This window comes from Alteromonas sp. a30, from assembly GCF_026788005.1.
GTDB lineage: Bacteria > Pseudomonadota > Gammaproteobacteria > Enterobacterales > Alteromonadaceae > Paraneptunicella.
In genome coordinates this window covers 1-3813 of sequence record NZ_JABEPE010000049.1, presented here as the reverse complement: position 1 = coordinate 3813, position 3813 = coordinate 1, and the positions used below count along the sequence as shown (strand labels likewise).

Sequence of the window (3813 nt, the reverse complement as noted above, 5' to 3'; positions counted from 1 at the left end):
ATATAAGCTGTGACATCCATTTGCATTACATCCAGTAACTTAATACCGCGTAATTCGCCTGCTTGGGGCTTGCGAAGCTGCACGTTTTCGATGCTGTCATTGCCCTGTTTTACTGGGTGAGAAAGCTGAATATTAGTGCGGTTATCTGTGTTCATTTTTACTGTTCCTGTTAATTTGAAATGAGAATTAAAGGCCAATGGCTTTACGCTGCGCGGCGAGGTTGTCTTTTCCGTTTATGGTTTCGATGTAGTTAACGTGATCAATTTCAATAATCTGCTCGCCATTAATGGATAACTTGTAATAGCTCACCGCCAGCTTGGCTTTGGTTTGATGGCTTTCGCCTTTTTTCGCGGAATCTGAATCAATTTCCTCCCAACGACCGCGCATTATCACTTCAATATTGTCGGTTTGTTGGCTGCCATCTTGGCGAACCATTGCCCCTGCAAAACGCAGTTGAACGCCTGCATGGTTGAGCAAACCGTATTGGCGAAGTACGTTTTCAGGAAATTCTTCTAAGGTGACTTCTGCTTCCATTGCTTCGTTACCTAAGTCGATTTTCACCACGCCGTTACCTAACATCAGCTCTTCCATTTTGCGGGTAAGTTTTGGCAAGGTGATTTCATTGGCAATACCCATCCAACTGCCGCCTTCATGAAACAGATTAAAATCGCGCAATTTGCGAGGGATCATGGTTTCTCTCCTTTATTCTTCCTGTATTAACACGCACTTAGGGGCGTTATGCTGCCCCAATTTGTTCGGCAAAATTGAATAAGTATTGGTCGGTAATGCGCTGATTGAGCATCAAGTTTTCCAGCGGTGGAACGGGGGTATAGTCGTATTCAATCACCAGTTTTCCGGCTTTTAAGGATTCCGGTGTGTTGTTTCTTGGGTCGAACCACGCGCTGCCACCAAGCAAATAACCGTTTGCCACCATCTCGCGTAATTTGGCGTTAATACCTTCAACAATATCGGTAGCCAGTGAAGGATGAAGCGGCAAGTCGATGGCCCATAAATGCGCCTCTGCCATTGTGTCTGCTAAAACTTGCGCCGTTCTTACCGCGCTTTCAAAAGCATATAGTGGCTCGGCGCTACAGGTACGCGAACCCCAAAACCGAAAACCTTTTTCATTGATAAGCGTGGTGATGTCATGCTGGTTTAAATAGCCTGCGTCGGTGGCAGGGTTTTGCAAATCCCAGCTGATGTCTTTCGATAGCCCTGTTACTCCATGAACCGGCACATTAGACAAGCTTTTATGCCAGCCGGTATCGTTGTCGATTTTTGCGCGTAGCCCTAACGCGCGCGCCGTGGCCCATGCGATTTTTTCAACGCTGTTTAGCGCGTCCCAACTGATAAAGTCGGGCCAAATAACCATTAGCTCTCGCGCACCGAAGTTATCACGATAGCTCACCGCTTCTTCTTTGGTTTCGCAGCCATACGCGGAAACATAGGCAAATGAGCGGGTTTGTGCCGCCACGCTGGCAAGCTCTGCGGCAACGGCGGCGTTATCTAACGCGGGTGCGCCAAGAATACGCGGCGTGACGCCTAATTGTGCTTTTGCAGCGGTTAGCGCTTGAATGCCGGTGCGTTGCCCGTTAATCACCGAGCCGATAACGTTAGACGTGGTTTCGGCTTCGTCGGCTCCTTCAGCTACACGAACCACCACAATCAGCGGGTTGCCTTGATCTTTGATGGCATCAAGTACATAGGGCAAGGTGCCGGTATCGCCCGCGTTTTCTATTCCGGTTAAAACATCGGTGAGTAACACCGGACGATCCAACGGAAAAAATGCAGTATTGGCATCGGGCGCGGTGACCACCAAGCCGATAATGGCCGTTTGAATACTTCTGATAGGACGCGAGCCGTTGTTAATTTCAACAACGCGCACACCGTGATGATAGTCTGCTGGCATGGGTTTACTCCGCTTGCTCTGTTAAAGGTGCTGAATCTGTTAAATGAAAAGGCCCGTTGATGACATGCGCCTCGTTAATCACATCACCAATGGCGTAACAATCATCATTAAGCTGCACATAGTTTTCAGGCATGACCGCATCGCCCTTGATGTAAATGAAATTGGTAATAGTGAGGCCATCAAGCACCGCCACTTTTATGGTGTTGGCGTTATCGCTCATGCGTTAACCTCCCATTGAATGCTGACGTAACCGGCAGCGCCTGTGCTACCGGAATAAGATTGTGCGTTTCCGCCGCGATGCTGAGCCGCGCCGCCACCTTTTCCACCGCCGCCATCTTCACCATCTTGAGCTGTGCCGTTGGTGTTGTTTACTAAAACCGTACCGGCTTTACCTGTGGCAATTGGCGAAGGCGGTACATCCAGCGCACCTTGACCACCGCGCCCGCGTTTGCCACCTTCAATACGAATAAGCTCACCAACTTGGGTAATACCAGCATCGCCACCGTCCATACCGTGACGCACAAAACTAAAGTTGCCGCCAGAGCTTGCCCAATAACCGTAAGCCGAGCCGCCACCACCGTGCGCGCCGATGGTAATGGGAATGATGTCTCCTGCGCTCACCGCAATGGTTGCGCCTTTCACTTTTGCGCCGCTACCACCATTGGTGCCACTTTGTGCATAGGGCTGGCTTGGGTAGGCGGCAGCATAAGCACCGCCGCCACCGCCACCATCAGCAGCTTTAGCATCCACCACAATTTCGCTAACGCCCGCAGGCACGGTAAAGCTGCCGCTGGCGGTAAAATTGGCAATGCCAGAGCGGGCTGCATTTTGGGTATCGGTTGCGGAAAAGTTCGGAACTTGCCAGCCAAAGCCGTTGTAAATCAGCCTGAGTTCGGGCGATGTAAGGTTAAATTGTCCGGTGTAAACTTGGTTATTGAGGTACAACAATGCGCCATCGGTAATTTGCACCAGCGGGTTATGGCCTTGCTCTAACGACTTGGCGATAATCACCTGCGCGCCTATGGCAATGTCTTTTCGTTCTGGCAAACGACAACTAGCGCATTCATAAGGCAAAAAACACGGCTCATTTACCAGCAAAACTTGCCCAGTTTGCAGGGGTTTAAAAGGCAAAATCCCACGTTGCTCTGCCCATAAATCAAAGGTGTTAACTGCCACGGGTAATCTCCCAGTCTAAATTTCTATTTAAGGTGGCTGTAATCGCTTCTGGCGTGCTGTAAATCAGTTGGGTGTCGGCGTGAAGTACGCCATCCGAGTCTTCAATAAGCAGCTTGGTGTTAGGTGATGCGTTCTCGGCTCCTGATTCAAAACCGGCTCCTAATTCAGCACCGCTGTTAAAATCGAAGGGAATTAAAGTGCCACTTTTCACGCTAAGCGCGCGCTTAAATGTCACGGTGGAAAACGGCGCTAAGCCCTCGGTGTTCGGCAATACTGCGGTTAAATTCGGTGCATCAAATAGGTAGCAGTGAGAAATTTGCGTTTGTTGGCTCTCGCTCAAAGGCTTGGGCACATCACGCGCATCCAATTCTTGATAGACCTTTTCCACATGTTGGCGGGTAGCCAGTACCACGGTGGGGTCGATTTTCAATTCAACGCTGTCGGTAGAGCCGGTGGCGATGTAAGTTCTAACGGGCAGCTCGGTTGCAGCGCCATCTGAGGGAATGCTTTTATAGCTGGGTGGAAACTTCGTCACCGCGTAAAGTGTACCGTCTGACAAAAACCAGCCTGCTTCGCGCACCGTCCAGCCGCCCACTGAAACCGGCACAACACCTTGCGCGTAATATCGAGCGGGATTGTTAGGGTCAACGTTTAGCTCATTAATCGGCCCTCGAAACACTTCGTTGGTGAGTGAAGTGGCTTTTTTGAGGGTTTCCACATCGGGGGCA

6 protein-coding genes are annotated in these 3813 nt (G+C 50.2%); all 6 read right to left on the bottom strand.

Features of this window, described 5'->3' with window-relative positions; genetic code table 11:
* The coding region (locus HJG39_RS19475) for a phage tail assembly protein (RefSeq protein WP_442781049.1) at positions 1 to 155 on the bottom strand (155 nt) is incomplete at its 3' end.
* 31 nt (positions 156 to 186) lie between these two features.
* Positions 187 to 690, bottom strand: coding sequence for a phage major tail tube protein (locus HJG39_RS18915; RefSeq protein ID WP_268411939.1), 504 nt, complete (start codon positions 688 to 690; stop codon positions 187 to 189).
* 46 nt (positions 691 to 736) lie between these two features.
* Positions 737 to 1909, bottom strand: a complete 1173-nt coding sequence (locus HJG39_RS18910) for a phage tail sheath protein (protein WP_268411937.1) — start codon at positions 1907 to 1909, stop codon at positions 737 to 739.
* A gap of 4 nt (positions 1910 to 1913) precedes the next feature.
* Positions 1914 to 2129: a hypothetical protein gene (locus tag HJG39_RS18905; protein WP_268411935.1), complete on the bottom strand. Its 216-nt coding sequence runs from the start codon at positions 2127 to 2129 to the stop codon at positions 1914 to 1916.
* On the bottom strand, positions 2126 to 3085 hold the full coding sequence (locus HJG39_RS18900) for a hypothetical protein (protein WP_268411933.1): 960 nt from the start codon (positions 3083 to 3085) through the stop codon (positions 2126 to 2128). Before HJG39_RS18900 ends, HJG39_RS18905 begins: the two co-directional genes overlap by 4 nt.
* On the bottom strand, positions 3075 to 3813 hold a 739-nt coding region (locus HJG39_RS18895; RefSeq protein ID WP_268411931.1), incomplete at its 5' end, for a phage tail protein. The genes HJG39_RS18900 and HJG39_RS18895, both read right to left, overlap by 11 nt.